General features: G+C 60.1%; 21 protein-coding genes. 15 read left to right on the top strand and 6 right to left on the bottom strand.

Features of this window, described 5'->3' with window-relative positions; genetic code table 11:
* Positions 1–135: 135 nt before the first annotated feature.
* The 12 genes from ACIOYV_RS31000 (at position 136) to ACIOYV_RS30945 (ending at position 10282) form a co-directional block, all read left to right on the top strand.
* Complete coding sequence (locus tag ACIOYV_RS31000) at positions 136–1122, top strand: NAD(P)/FAD-dependent oxidoreductase (protein ID WP_401329969.1); 987 nt, start codon at positions 136–138, stop codon at positions 1120–1122.
* Positions 1119–1334 (top strand): TIGR02450 family Trp-rich protein, encoded by a 216-nt coding sequence (locus ACIOYV_RS30995; RefSeq protein WP_401329966.1) that lies wholly within the window; start codon positions 1119–1121, stop codon positions 1332–1334. Before ACIOYV_RS31000 ends, ACIOYV_RS30995 begins: the two co-directional genes overlap by 4 nt.
* 217 nt (positions 1335–1551) lie before the next feature.
* Entirely contained in the window at positions 1552–2511 is a 960-nt protein-coding gene (locus ACIOYV_RS30990) for a 2-thiouracil desulfurase family protein (RefSeq protein ID WP_054045657.1), read from the top strand.
* Positions 2512–3453 carry a MerR family transcriptional regulator gene (locus ACIOYV_RS30985; RefSeq protein ID WP_054045658.1) on the top strand — a complete coding sequence of 314 codons (942 nt, stop codon included), beginning with the start codon at positions 2512–2514 and terminating at the stop codon, positions 3451–3453.
* Positions 3454–3473: 20 nt separating this feature from the next.
* Positions 3474–4919, top strand: a complete 1446-nt coding sequence (gene phrB / locus ACIOYV_RS30980; RefSeq protein WP_401329962.1) for a deoxyribodipyrimidine photo-lyase — start codon at positions 3474–3476, stop codon at positions 4917–4919.
* Positions 4912–5334, top strand: coding sequence for a nuclear transport factor 2 family protein (locus tag ACIOYV_RS30975; protein WP_401329959.1), 423 nt, complete (start codon positions 4912–4914; stop codon positions 5332–5334). The genes phrB and ACIOYV_RS30975 overlap by 8 nt, the downstream gene beginning before the upstream one ends.
* Positions 5331–6113, top strand: a complete 783-nt coding sequence (locus tag ACIOYV_RS30970; RefSeq protein WP_163911964.1) for an SDR family oxidoreductase — start codon at positions 5331–5333, stop codon at positions 6111–6113. The genes ACIOYV_RS30975 and ACIOYV_RS30970 overlap by 4 nt, the downstream gene beginning before the upstream one ends.
* Positions 6110–7357, top strand: coding sequence for an NAD(P)/FAD-dependent oxidoreductase (locus ACIOYV_RS30965; RefSeq protein ID WP_401329957.1), 1248 nt, complete (start codon positions 6110–6112; stop codon positions 7355–7357). Before ACIOYV_RS30970 ends, ACIOYV_RS30965 begins: the two co-directional genes overlap by 4 nt.
* Entirely contained in the window at positions 7354–8169 is an 816-nt protein-coding gene (locus ACIOYV_RS30960) for a DUF1365 domain-containing protein (RefSeq protein WP_401329954.1), read from the top strand. Before ACIOYV_RS30965 ends, ACIOYV_RS30960 begins: the two co-directional genes overlap by 4 nt.
* Positions 8156–9427, top strand: a complete 1272-nt coding sequence (locus ACIOYV_RS30955) for a class I SAM-dependent methyltransferase (RefSeq protein ID WP_401329951.1) — start codon at positions 8156–8158, stop codon at positions 9425–9427. Before ACIOYV_RS30960 ends, ACIOYV_RS30955 begins: the two co-directional genes overlap by 14 nt.
* Positions 9420–9923: a DUF2878 domain-containing protein gene (locus ACIOYV_RS30950; RefSeq protein WP_163911956.1), complete on the top strand. Its 504-nt coding sequence runs from the start codon at positions 9420–9422 to the stop codon at positions 9921–9923. The genes ACIOYV_RS30955 and ACIOYV_RS30950 overlap by 8 nt, the downstream gene beginning before the upstream one ends.
* A 53-nt stretch (positions 9924–9976) precedes the next feature.
* Complete coding sequence (locus ACIOYV_RS30945) at positions 9977–10282, top strand: YkgJ family cysteine cluster protein (protein ID WP_054045677.1); 306 nt, start codon at positions 9977–9979, stop codon at positions 10280–10282.
* A gap of 129 nt (positions 10283–10411) precedes the next feature.
* On the opposite strand, the gene ACIOYV_RS30940 is transcribed toward ACIOYV_RS30945, so the two are convergent.
* The 6 genes from ACIOYV_RS30940 to hemA form a co-directional block, all read right to left on the bottom strand.
* Positions 10412–10930 (bottom strand): acyloxyacyl hydrolase, encoded by a 519-nt coding sequence (locus ACIOYV_RS30940; protein WP_054045679.1) that lies wholly within the window; start codon positions 10928–10930, stop codon positions 10412–10414.
* A 133-nt stretch (positions 10931–11063) separates the two neighbouring features.
* Positions 11064–11855 carry a glutamate racemase gene (murI, locus tag ACIOYV_RS30935; protein WP_163911953.1) on the bottom strand — a complete coding sequence of 264 codons (792 nt, stop codon included), beginning with the start codon at positions 11853–11855 and terminating at the stop codon, positions 11064–11066.
* Positions 11848–12603, bottom strand: coding sequence for a molybdopterin-synthase adenylyltransferase MoeB (locus tag ACIOYV_RS30930; RefSeq protein WP_401329946.1), 756 nt, complete (start codon positions 12601–12603; stop codon positions 11848–11850). The genes murI and ACIOYV_RS30930 overlap by 8 nt, the downstream gene beginning before the upstream one ends.
* Complete coding sequence (gene prmC / locus ACIOYV_RS30925; protein ID WP_054045686.1) at positions 12597–13427, bottom strand: peptide chain release factor N(5)-glutamine methyltransferase; 831 nt, start codon at positions 13425–13427, stop codon at positions 12597–12599. Before prmC ends, ACIOYV_RS30930 begins: the two co-directional genes overlap by 7 nt.
* Positions 13428–14510, bottom strand: a complete 1083-nt coding sequence (prfA, locus tag ACIOYV_RS30920; RefSeq protein ID WP_054045688.1) for a peptide chain release factor 1 — start codon at positions 14508–14510, stop codon at positions 13428–13430. It abuts the gene before it with no gap.
* Positions 14507–15793 carry a glutamyl-tRNA reductase gene (gene hemA, locus ACIOYV_RS30915; protein ID WP_054045691.1) on the bottom strand — a complete coding sequence of 429 codons (1287 nt, stop codon included), beginning with the start codon at positions 15791–15793 and terminating at the stop codon, positions 14507–14509. Before hemA ends, prfA begins: the two co-directional genes overlap by 4 nt.
* Before the next feature lie 182 nt (positions 15794–15975).
* Here hemA and ACIOYV_RS30910 point away from each other — a divergent pair, with 182 nt between their 5' ends.
* From ACIOYV_RS30910 to ispE, 3 genes are all read left to right on the top strand, one after another.
* Positions 15976–17700 carry a tetratricopeptide repeat protein gene (locus tag ACIOYV_RS30910; RefSeq protein WP_401329942.1) on the top strand — a complete coding sequence of 575 codons (1725 nt, stop codon included), beginning with the start codon at positions 15976–15978 and terminating at the stop codon, positions 17698–17700.
* Between the two features lie 4 nt (positions 17701–17704).
* Positions 17705–18322, top strand: a complete 618-nt coding sequence (lolB, locus tag ACIOYV_RS30905; protein ID WP_054045695.1) for a lipoprotein insertase outer membrane protein LolB — start codon at positions 17705–17707, stop codon at positions 18320–18322.
* A 2-nt stretch (positions 18323–18324) separates the two neighbouring features.
* A partial coding sequence (ispE, locus tag ACIOYV_RS30900; protein ID WP_401330016.1) for a 4-(cytidine 5'-diphospho)-2-C-methyl-D-erythritol kinase occupies positions 18325–18932 on the top strand: 608 nt, incomplete at its 3' end.

Here is an 18932-nt window from a genome sequence, read left to right as displayed (position 1 = left end):
TTGGTATCGGGCAGGGTCTGTGTTTAACAATAGGCCAAGCTGTCAGAACGAGAACGCTAAAAGTTATACCAAAAAACAATATTGTACAGGTTTAATCCACGGCGTAGTCTGTACAGAAAGGTAAACGAGGCCCCTATGACTGTACCTATCGCAATCATCGGCACCGGCATCGCCGGACTCTCCGCCGCCCAGGCCCTGACGGAGGCCGGGCATGTCGTTCAACTTTTCGATAAAAGCCGTGGCAGCGGCGGACGCATGTCGAGCAAGCGCAGTGACGCCGGAGCTCTGGACATGGGTGCGCAGTATTTCACGGCACGCGACCGGCGCTTCGTTACCGAAGTGCAGCGCTGGCAAGCCAATGGCTGGGTCGCCGAATGGACGCCGCAGCTCTACACGTTCCAGGGTGGCCAGCTCAACCTGTCGCCGGATGAGCAAACCCGTTGGGTCGGCACGCCGCGCATGAGCGCCATCACCCGCGCGTTGCTCGGGGACCTGGAAGTGCAATTCGCCTGCCGGATCACCGAGGTCTATCGCGGTGAAGAACACTGGCATCTACAGGACGCCGAAGGTTTCACTCATGGGCCGTTCAGCCACGTGATCATTGCGACGCCCGCACCTCAGGCGACCGCGCTGCTGGCCTCCGCACCGAAACTCGCGGGTGCCGCTGCCGGGGTCAAAATGGACCCGACCTGGGCCATCGCCCTGGCCTTTGACACGCCGCTGGATACGCCCATGGAAGGTTGCTTCGTACAGGACAGCCCGCTCGACTGGCTGGCGCGCAACCGCAGCAAACCCGGGCGCGACAACACGCTGGACACATGGGTATTGCACGCCACCAGCACTTGGAGCCGGCAACATATCGACCTGTCCAAGGAAGCCGTGATCGAGCAACTCCACGGTGCTTTCGCCGAACTGCTGCACAGCGCGATGCCCGCACCGACCTTCAGCCTCGCCCACCGCTGGCTCTATGCCCGCCCTGCCAGCAGTCATGAATGGGGCGTGTTGGCGGATGCCGACCTGGGCCTGTATGTGTGTGGCGACTGGTGCCTGTCCGGTCGTGTCGAAGGTGCCTGGCTCAGCGGCCAGGAAGCCGCCCGCCGCTTGCATGCACACCTGCAGTGAATCGCCTCAATCCGGGTAAATTGCTGCTGTCGAAATGGACAGCAGCCCAGCCGAAAAACCGCGAAAAACATTTTCTGGTGACCGAGCTGTTCCGCGATGAGGACGGCACGGTGCTGGCGGTCGAGTTGCAGGCGGTGTTGACGCAGCGCAGTGAGCGGCTGGATTGGCAGGTCTTGCAGAACGACAGCACTTGGTTGATGGGCTGGAAATAACCCCTGTGGGAGCGAGCTTGCTCGCGATAGCGGTTCCACATTCAACATCTGCATGTCAGTCAGATTGCAATCGCGAGCAAGCTCGCTCCCACAGGGATCTCTAGCGCCTCAACAAAAACCTATACAAATAATTTGACTTGTACAGCTTCGAATCTATGATGAAGATTATGTTGTACAGATCCAACGATCTGTACAGGTTTAGATTCGAGGTGCTTCGATGCCCGTCACTCCCGCCAAACCGAAAATCGCTATCAGCGCCTGCCTGATGGGTGCAGAGGTGCGCTTCAATGGCGGGCACAAGGAATCGCGGCTGTGCAGTCGCACCCTCACTGACTATTTCGATTTCGTCCCGGTGTGCCCGGAAGTCGCGATTGGTCTTGGCATTCCTCGCGAACCGATTCGCCTGGTGGGCGATGCCGAACATCCCGAAGCCGTCGGCACGGTGAACCGCGAAATCAACGTCACCCAACCGCTCGCCGAGTACGGCCAGAAAATGGCCGCTGAACTGAGTGATATCTGCGGCTACATCTTCATGCAGAAATCACCGTCCTGCGGGCTGTTGCGGGTCAAGGTCTACCACGCCAACGGTGCACCGGTGGACGGCGGTGGGCGCGGCATCTATGCCCAGGCGTTCTGCGAACGACACCCGGACCTGCCGGTTGAAGAAGACGGCCGCCTGAATGACCCGGTGCTGCGAGAAAACTTCCTGACCCGTGTGTTCGCCTACAGCGCCTGGCAGCAATTGCTTCAGGAAGGCCTGAGCCGGCGTGGCCTCATCGATTTTCACTCGCGCTACAAATACCTGCTGATGGCGCACAACCCGGTGCAATACAAAACCCTGGGCAACCTGCTGGGCAACATGGGCCAGACTGACCCGAAAGAACTCGGCCCGCGTTATTTCAGCGAGCTGATGGAAGCGCTGAAAAAATGCGCCACCCGCCGCACCCACACCAATGTCCTGCAACACATCAGTGGTTACCTCAAGCAGGCCATCACTGCTGAAGACAAACAGGAAATGCAACGCGTGATCGGCCAATACCGCCACGGCATCGTGCCGCTGGTGGTGCCGTTGACGCTGCTCAAGCATTACTTCCGCCAACACCCGGATCCGTACATTGCGCAACAGGTTTACCTGCAACCGCACCCGGAAAACCTCAGCCTGCGAAATGCGATCTAAATGAACAACACACCCGACACCAGTGCCCGGGAAGACCTCGGCGCCGACTTCAAGAAAGCTCTGGACGAAGGCTGGCTGCCGATTCGTGAAGTGGCGCGCCAGACCGGAGTCAACGCGATCACCCTGCGTGCCTGGGAACGGCGTTACGGCCTGATCGTGCCGCAACGCACGCCCAAGGGGCATCGGTTGTTTTCGGCTGAACACGTGCAGCGAATCCTGACGATTCTCACCTGGCTCAATCGTGGCGTTGCCGTCAGCCAGGTCAAGCAACTGCTCGACACGCCCCAAGCCTTTACCGATCCCGTCGAAAACGACTGGCAACTGTTGCGTAACACACTGCTGCAAGCGGTCACTCAACTGGCCGAGCGCACCCTCGATGACACGGTAAACCAGGCCATGGCGTTGTACCCGCCGCGGACCTTGTGCGAACAACTGCTGATGCCGTTGTTGACCGAACTGGAACAACGCTGGCAAGGCCAGTTCGGCGCGCAGATGGAGCGCGTGTTCTTTTATTCCTGGTTGCGCAGCAAATTCGGCGCGCGCATCTACCATAACAACCGGCAACTGCGTTCAGCGCCGCTGCTGTTGATCAACCACTCTGATTTGCCCCTGGAACCTCACCTGTGGCTCACTGCCTGGCTGATCAGCAGCGCCGATTGCCCGGTGGAAGTTTTCGATTGGCCATTGCCGGCCGGGGAACTTGCGCTGGCAGTCGAACACCTGCAAGCCCGCGGCGTACTGCTGTATTCCAGCAAAGCCATGAACCTGGCGCAGTTGCCAAAAACACTGAATGGCGTCAGTTGCCCCAAGATGATTGTCGGACCAACGGTATGCATCCACCACGCCGAGTTGTCCGTAAGAACCACTGAGATCCCTGATTTATCCTTGGCCGAAGATGCCTTGTCGGCCCATCAGGACCTCATTCGGCGTGGGCTTATCTAATGTTGAGTACGGGAACCACCATGCAATTGATCTGGCTGCGCGGCGACTTGCGCCTGCATGACAACACCGCCCTCTCGGCCGCCGCTGCTCGCGGCCCGAGCGTGGCGGTGTATCTGTTGAGCCAGGAGCAATGGCTGGAGCATGACGATGCACCGTGCAAAGTGGATTTCTGGCTGCGCAACCTGGGCGAATTGAGCCTGGCGCTGGGCAAGCTCAACATTCCCTTGCTGATCCGCACAGCGTCTCGCTGGGATGCGGCGCCGAAGGTTCTGCTCGACCTGTGCCGGGAGTTGAAGATCGACGCGGTACACGTCAACGAGGAATACGGCATTCATGAAAGCCGTCGTGACGAAGCCGTGGCCCAAGCGTTGAAGGCCGAGGGCATCGACTTTTATAGCTACCTCGATCAACTGTTGTTCTCGCCGGGCACCGTGCTGACCAAGACTGGCACCTACTTCCAGGTGTTCAGTCAGTTCCGCAAAGTCTGCTACGACCGGTTGCGCCGCTCACTGCCTGAACTCGTGAGCGCCCCCGGCATCCAGGCGCCGTTGAAAATCAGCAGCGATGAAATCCCGGCCCGCGTCGAAGGTTTCGAGACGCCGAAAGACAGTTTGATCGCCCTCTGGCCCGCCGGTGAAGCCGAAGCCCGGCGCCGCCTCGACACGTTTGCCGATGCGCAAATCGATTACTACCAGAGCGAGCGCGACTTCCCTGCCAAGCCTGGCACCAGTCAACTCTCGGCCTATCTTGCGGCCGGGGTGATTTCACCGCGCCAGTGTTTGCACACTGCGCTGCAAAGCAATCAGGGCGAGTTCGAAAGCGGCAAGGTTGGCGCGGTCACCTGGATCAACGAACTGCTGTGGCGCGAGTTCTACAAACACATTCTGGTGGGCTACCCACGGGTTTCCCGTCATCGCGCCTTCCGTCCGGAAACCGAAGCGCTGGCCTGGCGCGATGCGCCGGATGAACTCGCCGCGTGGCAAGAAGCCCGCACCGGCCTGCCGATCATCGACGCGGCCATGCGCCAACTGCTGGAAACCGGCTGGATGCACAACCGCCTGCGCATGGTGGTGGCGATGTTCCTGACCAAGAACCTGCTGATCGACTGGCGTGAAGGCGAGCGTTTTTTCATGCGTCACCTGATCGACGGCGATCTGGCGGCCAACAACGGCGGTTGGCAGTGGAGTTCGTCTACCGGCACCGACTCGGCGCCCTACTTCCGCATCTTCAACCCGCTGAGCCAGTCGGAAAAATTCGATGCCGAAGGCGTGTTCATCAAGCACTGGCTGCCGGAACTGGCCGGGTTGAATAAAAAAGAAGTGCACAACCCGGCGAACGTGGGCGGTTTGTTCGGCGTGGCGGATTACCCCTCGCCGATCGTCAATCTCAGTACCTCTCGCCAGCGCGCACTGGCCGCGTTCAAGAATCTGCCATCGCGACAAGCGGCCGGAGGCGGCTATGAGTGAATTCCTGCGCAACTTTGCCCGGCAGTTTGCAGACCTGAACAAGGACAACCTGCAACGCCTCAATCAGCTCTACACCCACGACGTGCATTTCACCGACCCGCTGCACGAGGTAAAGGGTCTAGTGCAGATGCGCGGCTACTTCACCGAGCTCTACGCCAACGTCAGCGATCTGCAGTTCGATTTTCACGGCTTCGACCAGATTGCAGAAGGTGAAGGTTATCTACGCTGGGTCATGAGCTACCGTCATCCGCGCCTGGCCAGCGGCCAGTTGATTCGGGTCGACGGCTGCTCGCACCTGCTTTGGCGCGACAAGGTTTATCGCCACCGGGATTATTTCGATGCCGGGGCACTGCTTTATGAACATTTACCCGTATTGGGCCGGGCGATCGCCTGGCTGAAAAGGAGAATGGGATGAGCCTCACACCGCCACGACGGTATTGGCTGACAGGAGCGAGCAGCGGCATTGGCGCCGCGCTGGCCGAAGAAATATTGAAAACCGGCGCGCATCTGGCGGTCAGTGCACGTTCGGTGGTGCCACTCAAGATCCTCTCCCAACGTTATCCGGGGAAAGTGATGGTGGTCGCAGGAGACCTGACCAACAGCCAGGTCGTGCGTGAAATCGGCGAACGGATTACTGAAGACTGGGGCTACCTCGACTCAGTGATCCTCAACGCCGGCACCTGCGAATACGTTGACTCCAAGCAATTCGACGCGTCGATTGTCGAGCACGTGGTGCGCACCAATCTGCTTGCCAGCAGCTATTGCATCGAAGCAGCCCTGCCATTGCTGCGCAAAGGTACCGCGCCGCACCTGGTGGGTGTCGCCAGTTCGGTGACTTACCTGCCGCTGCCCCGCGCCGAAGCCTACGGTGCCTCGAAGGCCGGGCTGCGCTATTTGTTCGAATCGTTGCGCATCGACCTCGCGCCTGAAGGCATTGAAGTCACTGTGGTCAGCCCCGGATTTGTCGATACGCCGCTGACGCAGAAAAACGATTTCCCGATGCCGCTCAGTTGGCCTGCGGATAAAGCCGCGCGGCACATCTTCGCCAAACTCAAGAACCGGCCGCTGGAAATCGCCTTCCCGGCGCTCTTCATGGCGGCGCTCTGGCCGCTGTCGAAAATGCCCAACCGGGTGAAACTGGCGATTGGCAAACGCATGGTGCGCAGCCAGCCGCCGATCAAGGATCAGCCGTGAACATCGCCATTATCGGCAGCGGTATCTCGGGGCTGACCAGCGCCTATCTGCTTAATCGCAGCCACGAGATCACCCTGTTCGAGGCCGGTGACTGGGTCGGTGGTCACACCCATACGCTGGATGTGACGGTCGATGGTCAGCACTACTCGGTGGACACCGGCTTCATTGTGTTCAACGACTGGACCTACCCGAATTTCATTCGCCTGCTGGGTCAACTCGGCGTGGGGTTCAAACCGACGGAGATGAGTTTCTCGGTCACCGACCCGGACTCGGGCCTTGAATACAACGGCAACAACCTCAACAGCCTGTTCGCCCAGCGGCGTAACCTGCTGTCGCCGGGGTTCTGGGGCATGTTGCGCGACATCCAGCGCTTCAATAAAGCAGCCCTGCGCGATCTTGAGGAACAACGGATCGGCGCGGACACCACCCTCGATCAGTACCTGAAGGCTGGCGGCTACGGCGAGCGCTTTATCCTGCATTACATCGTGCCGATGGGCGCGGCGATCTGGTCGATGTCCATGGCCGAGATGCTCGGTTTCCCGATGCAGTTCTTCCTGCGGTTTTTCAAGAACCACGGTTTGCTGTCCATCAGTAATCGCCCGCAATGGTGCGTGATCGAAGGTGGATCGAGCGCTTACGTCGCGCCACTGACTGCCTCGTTTAAACAGAAGATTCGTCTCAACTGCCCGGTCAGCCGCGTCGAACGCGATGCCGATGGCGTAGTTATCCACAGCCCCGCCGGCAGTGAGCGCTTCGACAAAGTGGTGTTCGCCTGCCACAGCGATCAGGCCCTGAAACTGCTGGCCAAGCCGAGCGATGCCGAACAGTCGATCCTCGGCGCTCTGCCCTACGCCGACAACGAAGTGGTTTTGCACACCGATACCCGGCTGCTGCCGGAGCGAAAACTCGCCTGGGCGAGTTGGAATTTTCGCCTCGGTGGCACCGGGCACACGCGGGCCGCCGTCACCTACGACATGAATATTCTGCAAGGCATCCAGAGCGATACCACGTTCTGCGTCAGCCTCAACCAGAGTGCCGGCATCAGTCCGCACAAGGTGCTCGCCAAATACACTTACGCCCATCCGCAATACAGCTTGAAAGCAGTGGCGGCGCAGGCGCGCTGGGACGAATTGGACGGCGCGCAGCACACCTATTATTGCGGCGCCTATTGGGCCAACGGCTTTCACGAAGACGGGGTGGTCAGTGCCTTGCGCGTAGCCCGCTCGTTCGGTGAAGTGTTGTGAACAGCGCCCTCTACAGCGGCTGGATCGCCCATCGGCGGTTCGCGCCCAAGCGCCATGAATTCCGTTACCGCATCGGTTTGCTGTACCTCGATCTCGATGAACAGGATGCCGTACTGGGTTTGTCGCCGCTGTCGGGCCGTAGCCGTTTTGCCGCGTTCTCGTTTCGCGAGAGCGACTACCTGAAAACCTTTACCGGCGCGGGCATGCGCTTGATCGATGCTGTGCGGCAACAGGTCGGCCAAGCCATCGGCCACGAGCCCCAGGGTTCGATTTGCCTGCTGACCCAGGCCCGCAGTTGGGGTCTGTCGTTCAACCCGGTGAGCTTTTTCTATTGTCACGAGGCTGACGGGCAACTGGCGGCGATTCTCTGCGAAGTCACCAACACGCCGTGGCGCGAGCGTTATCACTATGTGTTGCCGGCCAAGGCGCCGGAACACTTGCGCGATTTCCACCAGCATTTCGCCGTGGCCAAGGCGTTTCATGTCTCGCCGTTTCTGCCACCGGATCTCGAATACCGCATGAGCTTCAGCCCTGCCGCGCAAAAGCTTGGCGTGCACATGGCGGACTGGCAGGGCGAACTGAAACTGTTCGACGCCACGCTCAACCTGCAACGCGAATCGCTGGATCGCCACAGCCTGCACCGCTACTTGCGGCGCTTCCCGTGGATGACGGCGAAAACCTGCCTCGCAATCTATTGGCAGGCCGTGCGCCTGCTGTTCAAGCGTGTACCGATCTTTGCTCACCGGGCTGCCGATGGCAGCTTTCAAACCGCCATCGTTGCCCCACAGGATCGCCGCCATGAAATCCCCTAGCGTTTCGGCCAAAGCCAATCTGCTCAGTACCAACGGCTTGTCCGGCTCGCTGCTGCGCCGGGGTGTTCTGCGCCAACTGGCGCACCTCAAGCACGGGCAACTGGTGGTGATCGAAGACGGCGAACGCCACGTCTTCGGCACCGCCGGCGATCATCTGCTGGGGGAGATCCATGTCCTGGATGCGGCGGTCTGGGGATTGGTGGCGAGCAACGGCTCGATCGGCGCCGGCGAAGCGTTCATCCACGGCTATTGGACCTCGCCCGACCTGACCGCCGTAGTCCGCGTGTTCGTCAGCAACCTTGAGGTGCTGGATGCGCTGGAGGGTGGCCTGGCCAAACTCGGCCGGCCATTCGTGCAAGGGCTGCACTGGCTCAATCGCAATACGCGCAAGGGCTCGCAGAAAAACATCGCCGCGCATTACGACCTCGGCAACGATCTGTTCGAACAGTTTCTCGACCCGACGATGATGTATTCGGCGGCGCAGTTCCTCAGCCCCGATGACACCCTGGAACAGGCTCAACTGAACAAACTGGAACGGATCTGCCAGAAGCTCGACCTGAAGCCCAGCGATCATCTGCTGGAAATCGGCACCGGTTGGGGCAGCATGGCGATCTACGCCGCCCAGAATTATGGGTGCAAAGTCACCACCACTACGCTGTCGAAAGAGCAGTACGCCTTCACCGCCCAGCGCATCGAAACCCTGGGTCTTCAAGACCAGGTCACCTTGCTGCTGTCGGACTACCGTGACCTCACCGGGCAGTACGACAAACTGGTGTCGATCGAGATGATCGAAGCGGTCGGCCATCGCTTCCTGCCGACCTACTTCAAGCAATGCGCGCACCTGCTCAAGGGCAACGGCTTGATGCTGTTGCAGGCGATCACCATCCGCGAGCAGCGCTACGAGCAAGCCAAGACCAGTGTCGATTTCATCCAGCGCTACATCTTCCCCGGCGGCGCCCTGCCCTGCGTGCAGAAGATGCTGGAGATTGTCAGCCGCGACACCGACATGAACCTGTTGCACATGGAAGATTTCGGCCTGCACTACGCCCGCACGCTGCGCCTGTGGCACGAGAATTTTCGCCGTGCCCACGTTCGCCTGAGCGAATTGGGCTACGACGAGTATTTCCTGCGGTTGTGGGAGTTTTATCTGTGCTACTGCGAAGGTGGCTTCCTGGAGCGCACCATCGGCACCGCGCAATTGCTGCTGGCCAAACCGGCGGCGATGCCGGCGCCCCTGCTCGGCCGTTTCGATGCTTGAACGCCTGGCCAACGCCGCTCTGTTTCAACTCGGCTGGTTCGCCTGTGTCGTGGGCGGCAATAGCTTGTGGTTGTTGGTGGCATTGGCGGCGCTGGTGATTCATCTGCTGTGGATAAGTCGTTGGGGCGATGAGGGCCGACTGATCCTCAGCGTGGTGTTGCTGGGCACCACCGTCGACAGTTCATTGCGTTGGCTGGGGGTGTTTGATTTTGCCGACGTCGCGCCATTGATTCCGCTGTGGCTGATGTTGCTTTGGGCGTTGCTCGCGACCACGTTGCGTCACTGCCTGATCTGGAGCGCCAATCCTTGGTGGCTGGCCAGCCTGTTGGGCGCCGTCGGTGGGCCGCTGTCTTATTACGCGGGCAGCCAACTGGCGGGGGTGCAATTTCCCTACGGCCAACTGCCGACGCTGATCGGCATCGGACTACTCTGGGCGCTGCTGTTTCCTACACTGCACTTCATGGCGCAGCGGCTGGCGTCGGATAACCGCGACTGAGCGTCCGTCAGGCCTTTCACACAGCAACGGCCCACTGCCTTACACTGCGCCCCATGAAAACCATCCCCCACACGCAAATCGCCGAGCCGGCGGTCACTTGCTCGACTTGCTCAGCCTGCTGCTGTCAGCTCGAAGTCATGCTGATCACCGAAACCGGCGTGCCCGAGCGCTTTATCGATACCGATGACTGGGGCGGGGAAGTGATGTTGCGGCTGGATGACGGTTGGTGTGCAGCGCTGGATCGCAACACGATGATGTGCACCATCTACGAAAAACGCCCGCTGATCTGCCGGGAGTTCGAGACCGGTTCGCCGGAATGCCTGGAGGAACGGCAGGGGATTGTTTCGGTGTATCGCTGAAGCGGAATGGTGTCGGCAGGCAGGACGCCTTCGCGGGCAAGCCTCGCTCCTACAGGTTATGTGTTGTGACCCAATCGGTGTCACACCGCAATCCCGTAGGAGCGAGGCTTGCCCGCGAAGCTTTTGACCTTACAACGGCATCGTGTAATGCAGCGCGTAACTTTCTACACCATCGTTGTTACTGCTGATCCCGGCATTGGAATAGTGCGTCGCACGAATGCCGACTTCATGCCCACCGGCAAAACGCAGTCCGAACCCGAAGCGGTCTTCGAACTGAAAAGCCTGGCCGATGTTGTTGTCTTCCAGTTGGGTATTGGAGAACAACGCAACACCGATCCCCGCTTCTACATACGGTTTGACGTTTTGCCCGGCAAACTCGTAAACAAACACTGGGGAGAACGACAGGCTACTAGTGCCGGAAGTCTTGTCGCCTTCCCAATAGGTGTAGGCGCCACTCCAGTAACCGGTCAAACGACCGACGTCGCTTTGCAGCCAGCTCTTGTCCCAATCGAATTGCATGCCTAACCGGTAGGTCATGGTCGAGTCACTGGTGGCCCCTACCCCGAACTCTACGCCGGCCGCCTGTGCAGTAAGACTTTGCCCCATTAGTGCGGCCGCAATCGCGGCCAAACAGAATAGTCGCTTCATTAGAAACATCCTTTTCCGGAACGATTTCATGTGGATTTTTTTTTGTAGCTTAAAGACAAAGCTATAGAAGTCGGCGCTTAATCAGAAGTTCAGCCTTTTTAAGCGCATTTCACATTTTTTTTACATCTCGCCTCTACATGTCGAAGCTTTGCACAACGCCTGTGTTATTCCAGAGTATGGGCAAGATATTTCGAAAATGTTCCGGATCTGCACTGGTCCAGAATTGCGCGGCACGCACCGGCCCCTCGGCGAGTAACTCACGCTCAGCCAACAGACGTTGCAGTTGCCGCGCCACGGCGGCGCCGGTGTCAATCAAACTGATGTCTTCTGGGATCATCTGCCTAAGCAACGGCTTTAGAAAGGGGTAATGCGTGCAGCCGAGAATTATCGTGTCGCAGCCTGCGGCCAGCAGTGGCTCGACATAACCGCGAAGCAACTGACGCAGGTTCTGACTGTGCAGATCGCCGCTTTCAATCAGCTCCACCAACCCCGGGCAAGGCTGGGTGATCACCCGCACATCCGTGGCGAAGCGGTCGAGCAGCGCGGCGAACTTGGCGCTCTGCAAGGTGCCGGTAGTGGCGAGGACACCGACCACGCCACTGCGCGTAGCAGCCGCGGCCGGCTTGACCGCCGGTTCCATGCCGACGATGGGCCATTCGGGATAATCGCGGCGCAGATTGGCGACGCCAGCGACGGTGGCCGTGTTGCAGGCCAGCACCAATGCCTTGGCGCCTTGCTGCTGAAAAAATTCGGCGATAGCACTGCAGCGTTGCTGGATGAATTCAGGGGTTTTCTCGCCGTAGGGAATATTCCCGCAATCGGCGACATACAACAGGGACTCGTTGGGCAGCAAACGCTGGATCTCGGCCAGCACCGATAGCCCACCGACGCCGGAGTCGAACACGCCAATCGGCGCCTCACGCATGGGCAGTACCACAGACGCTGCAACCCGGATCACGCTTGACCCGCAGTTCACGGAAGCGCGTGCCCAAGGCATCGATCAACAGCAAACGACCCACCAGCGGTTCGCCAAAACCGGCCAGCAACTTCAGCGCTTCGAGGGCTTGCAGGCTGCCGACCAGGCCCACCAGCGGGCCGATCACTCCGGCTTCGCTGCAGGTCAGTTCGGCTTCGCTGCCGTGCCCATATAAACAGTGGTAGCACGGACTTTCAGGGCGACGCGGGTCGAACACTGACAACTGCCCTTCCAGGCGAATCGCCGCGCCGCTGACCAGAGGTTTGAGCGCTGCCACACACGCGGCGTTGACCGCCTCGCGGGTGGAAAAATTGTCGGAACAGTCGAGCACCAGATCCACCGCCGCGACCGCCGCAGCGAGGGAGTCTTCATCCAGCGCCGCGCGATGGGCGATCAGTTGGATTTCGGGGTTGATTGCGCCCAAGCGGCGGATCGCCGAATCGACTTTGCTCACGCCGACGCTATCGGTGTCGTGAATGATCTGGCGTTGCAGGTTGGTCAGGTCGACCGTGTCGAAGTCGGCCAGATGCAATTCACCGACCCCGGCTGCCGCCAGGTACAGCGCCACCGGTGAACCCAGACCGCCGAGGCCGATGATCAGCACGCGGCTCTCTTTCAGCCGCAATTGACCGTCGATGTCGACGTGTTGCAACAGAATCTGTCGGCTGTAGCGCAACAATTCCTGATCATTCAGCACGGCAGGCGCCCCAGGCTGATGCGTTCGTGGCCGCCCAGATCGGTACGGCTGTGGACTTCTTCAAAACCGCGGGTCAGCAGCAGATCGCGTACCGCGTCGGCTTGATCATAGCCGTGTTCGAGCATCAACCAGCCGCCGGCCTCGAGGTAATCCGGGGCCTGGGCGACGATCAAGCGCAGATCGTCGAGCCCGTCGACACCGGCGACCAGGGCACTGGCCGGTTCGAAACGCACGTCGCCTTCCACCAGGTGCGGATCGGCGGAGGCGATGTAAGGCGGGTTGCTGATGATCAGTTGAAAACGTTGACCTTCCAGGGCGCTGAACCAATGGCTGCTCAACACCGTGGCGTTTTTCAGGTGCAGGCGCTGGCGATTGCGTTCGGCCAATGCCACGGCTTCGATCACGCGATCGACGGCGGTGACTGTCCAGGCCGGGCGTTCGCTGGCCAGGGCCAGGGCAATCGCGCCGCTGCCGGTGCCGAGGTCGAGGACCGTGGCCGGTGTCGCGGGCAACAATTCCAGCGCGGTTTCCACCAGCAATTCAGTGTCCGGGCGCGGGATCAATGTGTGTGGTGCAACTTCCAGATCGAGCTTCCAGAAACCTTGCTGGCCGAGAATATAGGCCACCGGCTCACCGCCGCGACGACGCTGCAAGTAACTGGCGAAGGTCAGCGCCGCTTCGCTCGGCACGATGCGCTCGGGCCAGGTGTGCAGGAAGCTGCGGGACTTGCCCAAGGCAGCGGCCAGCAACAGTTCGGCATCGAGGCGCGCCGTCGGCGAGTCGGGGAGATCGGCAGCGCGTAATAAACTGGCAATGATCGTCATTTACTCACCTATCGCCGCCAATTGGTCGGCCTGGAACTCGGCCAACAACGGCTCGATCACCGCTTCGACGCCACCGGCGAGGATTTCGTCGAGGGAGTACAGCGTCAGGTTGACCCGGTGGTCGGTGACCCGGCCCTGGGCAAAGTTGTAGGTGCGGATCCGCTCGGAGCGATCACCCGAACCCACCAGCAGTTTACGCTCGCTGGCGATGGCATTCGCGGCGGCGCTGGTCTGCTGGTCGTTGAGCTTGGCCGACAGCCAGGACATCGCCCGGGCGCGGTTTTTGTGCTGGGAACGTTCTTCCTGGCACTCGACGACAATACCCGATGGCAAGTGCGTGATGCGGATTGCCGAGTCGGTCTTGTTGACGTGCTGGCCGCCAGCGCCCGAGGACTTGTAGGTGTCGATGCGCAAGTCGGACGGGTTGATCTCGATCGCTTCCTGCTCGTCCGGCTCGGGCAACACGGCCACGGTGCACGCCGAAGTGTGGATGCGGCCTTGGGATTCAGTCGCCGGCACACGCTGCACGCGATGTGCGCCGGATTCGAATTTCAGTTTGCCGTAGACATTCTCGCCTTCGACCCGGGCGATGACTTCTTTATAGCCGCCGTGTTCGCCGATGTTCTCCGAGAGAATCTCCACGCGCCAGCCACGCCGCTCGGCGTATCGCGAATACATGCGGAACAGGTCGCCGGAGAAAATCGCCGCCTCGTCACCGCCGGTGCCGGCACGGATTTCGAGGAACACGTTGCGCCCGTCGTTCGGGTCCTTGGGCAGCAGCATGCGTTGCAGCCGGGCTTCGATTTCGATCAGTTGCTCTTTGGCTTCGCGCACTTCTTCCACGGCCATTTCGCGCATGTCCGGGTCGCTGTCCTTGAGCAGTGCCTGGGCGCCTTCGAGGTCGCCTTGCACTTTGAGCAGCTGTTTATAGGTGTCGACAATCGGCTCGACTTCCGCGTATTCCTTGGAATAGGCGCGGAATTTGGCCTGATCGGAAATGACCTCGCCATCGCCAAGCAGAGCGGTCAATTCCTCGAAACGGTCCTGGAGGATGTCCAGCTTATTGAGCAGTGACGCTTTCATTGCGGTTTTTTATCCGAGCTATCCGACGAGCCCTCATGGAGGGCAAACAGTTCCTGGGCCATGGCCAGCGCATCGAGGCGGCCTTCGGCAGTCAACTTTTTCAACTGTACGCTAGGGGCGTGCAACAGTTTGTTGGTCAAGCCACGGGCCAGTTGCACCAGCACATCTTCGGCGCTGCTGCCGTTGGCCAGCATGCGCTGGGCCTTTTGCAATTCTTCGTCACGCATGCGCTCGCTTTGCTGGCGGTAGGCCTTGAGCACATCCACCGCCGCCAGTTCGCGCAGGCGCACCATGAAGTCGTCGGCGCCGATCGAGACCATTTCTTCCGCGGCCTGGGCTGCGCCCTGGCGGCTCTTGAGGTTTTCGGCGACCACTTCGTGGAGATCGTCGACGCTGTACAGGTAAACGTCGTCGAGTTCGCCGACTTCGGGCTCGATATCCCGTGGGACGGCGATATCGACCATGAAGATCGGCTTGTGCTTGCGCAGCTTCAAGGCACTTTCCACCGCGCCTTTACCCAGGATCGGCAACTGGCTGGCGGTGGAGCTGATCACGATATCGCTACGCACCAGTTCCGCCGGGATGTCCGACAGCAGCACGGCGTGGGCGCCGAACTGTTCGGCTAGGATGCTCGCGCGTTCGAGGGTGCGGTTGGCGACGACGATGCGCTTGACCCCCAGCTCGTGCAGATGACGGGCGACCAGCGTGATGGTCTCGCCGGCGCCGATCAGCAAGGCCTGGCTGCGTTGCAAGTCGCTGAAAATCTGCTTGGCCAGGCTGACCGCGGCAAACGCCACGGACACCGGGTTTTCACCGATGGCAGTGTCGGTGCGCACCTGCTTGGCGGCGTTGAAAGTCGCCTGGAACAGCCTGCCCAGCAGCGGACCGATGGTGCCGGCCTCTCGCGCCACGGCGTAGGCAGATTTCATCTGGCCGAGAATCTGCGGTTCGCCCAACACCAGCGAATCGAGCCCGGAGGCGACCCGCATCATGTGACGAACTGCCGCATCATCTTCGTGCACATAACTGCTCGCACGCAGCTCATCGAGGCTCAAATGATGATAATCGGCCAGCCAGCGCAGGATGATGTCCGCCGAAAGGTGATCCTGCTCTATATAAAGCTCACTGCGATTGCAGGTGGAAAGGATCGCAGCTTCGCGGCTGTCGGTCAGTCGGCAGAGCTGCTGCAACGCCTCCACCAGCTGCTCAGGGGTAAAGGCCACGCGCTCGCGGACGTCTACTGAAGCAGTCTTGTGGTTAATACCGAGTGCAAGGAAGGCCATTCAAGGTCGCTGATGGTGACGTGAAGCCGGCAATTGTCCTACTTCGACACAGACAGAACAACTACCGCTGACTATTGTCCCAATCACTTGCCTCTATAAAGGCATCAATTGAGACTCGGTTATGTTTGGCCGAAGGCTTGTGTCATGATGATCCGACCGCAGGTTAGTCGTCCTTCTCCTATATGAATAGATCTTCCGCGTTGCTCCTCGCTTTTGTCTTCCTCAGCGGCTGCCAGGCCATGGCCCCCGTTTCGCCGGACGGTACGTCTCCGGTCGAAGACAGCACTCCAGCCCCTGAAAAGCCCAAGGTCTACAGCTCATTCAGCGAAGAAACCGTCTTCAGCCTGTTGAGCGCCGAACTGGCTGGCCAACGCAATCGTTTCGACATTGCGCTGGACAACTACGTGACCCAGGCGATCAACACCCAGGATCCGGGCGTCTCCGAGCGGGCATTCCGCATCGCCGAGTACCTGGGCGCCGATCAGGCTGCCCTGGATACCGCGCTGATCTGGGCGAAAAACGCCCCGGACGACCTCGAAGCGCAGCGGGCAGCCGCCGTGCAACTGGCGCGCGCCGGGCGTTATGACGACTCCATGGTCTATATGGAGAAAGTCCTGCTGGGCAAGGGCGACACGCATTTCGACTTTCTCGCCCTGTCTGCGGCTGACACCGACCAGGACACCCGCAACGGTTTGATGAAAAGTTTTGACCGTTTGTTGCAGCGTCATCCGAACAACAGCCAGCTGATTTTCGGTAAGGCCTTGTTGATGCAACAGGACGGCGACGCCAAAGGCGCATTGAGCCTGCTGGAAGACAATCCGCCGGATGAAGGCGAAATCGCTCCGATCCTGTTGCGGGCGCGCCTGCTGCAAACCCTCAACCGTGGCGGTGAAGCCCTGCCGTTGCTGCAAAAAAGCATCAAGAAATACCCGGACGACAAACGCCTGCGCCTGACTTACGCGCGCATGCTGGTTGAACAGGACCGCATGGACGACGCCAAAGTCGAGTTCTCCAGCCTGGTCCAGCAGTATCCGGAAGATGACGAATTGCGTTATTCCCTGGCGCTGGTATGCCTGGAAGCCAAGGCCTGGGACGAGGCCAAGGGTTACCTGGAAGACCTGATTGCCCGGGAAAGCCATGTGGATTCGGCGCACCTGAACCTCGGCCGTATCGCTGAGGAGCGCAACGACCCGCAAGGTGCATTGATCGAATACGCCCAGGTCGGCCCCGGCAACGATTACCTGCCAGCGCAATTGCGCCAGGCCGATATCCTGATGAACAACGGCAAGACCGCCGAGGCCCAAAGCAAATTGGCGGCCGAGCGCGACGCACAACCGGATTACGCGATCCAGTTGTACCTGATCGAAGCCGAAACCCTGTCCGCCAACAAACAGGGCGACAAGGCCTGGGGCGTGCTGCACAAAGCCTTGCAGCAATACCCGGACGATCTGAACCTGCTCTACACCCGCGCCATGCTTGCGGAAAAACGCAATGACCTGGCGCAGATGGAGAAAGACCTGCGCCTGATCATCAAGCGCGACCCGGACAATGCGATGGCGTTGAACGCCCTCGGCTACACCCTGTCCGACCGCACGACCCGCTACGAAGAAGCCAAGGCCCTGATCGAACACGCGCACAAGCTCAATCCGGAAGACCCGGCGGTACTCGACAGCCTCGGCTGGGTGAATTTCCGTCTGGGTAATCTCGATGAAGCCGAGCGCTACCTGCGTCAGGCGCTGGAGCGATTCCCCGATCAGGAAGTCGCCGCTCACCTGGGCGAAGTCCTGTGGGCCAACGGCAAACAGCGCGAAGCCAAGCAAATCTGGGGCAAGTTCCTCAAGGATCAACCCGACAGCCCTACCCTGCGCGGCACCATCAAGCGCCTGACCGGATCAGAGACTCTTTAAGATTATGTTTTTGCGCCACGTTATCGTTTTCAGCTTCATTGCCCTGCTCGCCGGTTGCGCGGGCTTCGGCGCCCGCGAATCGGTCCAGGGTCAAGGCAACCCGGCCCAATGGAACACATATAAACAGCAGATGACCAGCCTCGACGGCTGGCAGATCAACGGCAAGATCGGCATCCGCGCACCCAAGGATTCGGGCAGCGGCACGTTGTTCTGGCTGCAACGACAGGACTACTACGACATCCGTCTCTCCGGCCCGTTGGGTCGCGGTGCCGCTCGCCTGACCGGACGTCCCGGCAAGGTGTCGCTGGAAGTGGCCAACCAGGGTCGCTTCGAGGCGCCGACGCCGGAAGCCCTTCTCGAAGAACAGCTGGGCTGGAAATTGCCTGTGTCTAACCTGGCTTGGTGGGTTCGCGGCCTTCCGGCTCCCGACAGCAAGAGTCGCCTGACCCTGGACGCCGACAGTCGCCTGGCCAACCTCGAACAGGATGGCTGGCAGGTCGAATACCTGAGCTACGCCGAACAAAACGGCTATTGGCTGCCCGAGCGGATCAAACTGCACGGCACCGACCTTGATGTCACGCTGGTGATCAAGGAATGGCAACCACGCAAACTGGGGCAGTGAACATGACTGCTCCGCGCTTGACGCTGCCCTCGCCGGCCAAACTCAATCTGATGCTGCACATTCTCGGGCGCCGTGAAGACGGCTACCACGAGCTGCAGACGATTTTTCAGTTTCTCGATTACGGTGATGAAATCACCTTCGCTGTGCGCGATGACGGAGTGATTCGTTTGCACACTGAATTCGAAGGCGTTCCTCATGACAGCAATCTGATTGTTCGAGCCGCAAAGAAACTTCAGGAGCAATCCGGTTGTGCACTCGGCATCGATATCTGGATCGATAAAGTCCTGCCCATGGGCGGTGGAATCGGCGGCGGCAGTTCAAATGCCGCGACGACTTTGCTCGGCCTCAACCACCTCTGGCAACTGGGCTGGGACGAGGATCGACTGGCCGTACTGGGCCTGACGCTGGGCGCCGACGTCCCGGTTTTCGTCCGTGGTCACGCCGCTTTTGCCGAGGGCGTCGGGGAGAAACTCACCCCTGTAGCCCCCGAAGAACCGTGGTATCTCGTGCTGGTGCCGCAAGTATCTGTAAGTACAGCAGAAATTTTTTCCGATCCGTTGTTGACACGTAACTCTTCTCCCATTAAAGTGCGCCCCGTTCCCAAGGGAAA

It is taken from the genome of Pseudomonas sp. NPDC087342 (genome assembly GCF_044744265.1).
Classification (GTDB): Bacteria; Pseudomonadota; Gammaproteobacteria; order Pseudomonadales; family Pseudomonadaceae; genus Aquipseudomonas; species Aquipseudomonas nunensis.
The sequence above is the reverse complement of the archived record's forward strand: the minus strand, read 5'-3'. Positions and strand labels throughout refer to the sequence as shown.